The sequence below is a fragment of the Bradyrhizobium sp. Kon10 genome, assembly GCF_055807395.1.
On sequence record NZ_JBVVOZ010000412.1, the window covers coordinates 1 to 235 of the forward strand.

General features: G+C 62.1%; 1 protein-coding gene. It reads right to left on the reverse strand.

Annotation, left to right across the window (positions count from 1 at the left end):
* A partial coding sequence (locus AC0L2O_RS37560; protein WP_473373291.1) for a sensor histidine kinase occupies window positions 1-235 on the reverse strand: 235 nt, incomplete at both ends.

Consider the following 235-nt stretch of genomic DNA (forward strand, 5'->3'; position numbering starts at 1 on the left):
GTGCAACGGCGTACTGCAAACCTTCAGTTCGCCGCCATGGGCGTCGGCGATCAGCTTGACGATGTACAGTCCCAGACCAAGGCCGGCCTGGGGGCTCGCGGTGGTGGGACGCGCATAGGGTTGGAACAACCGGGGCAGGGCTGGCTCATTGATCTGTCCCGCGTTCTTCACGCTCAGTTCAAAGTGCCCCTGTTCAACCGTTGCACACACTTCGATGGACCCTGACGGGCCCATC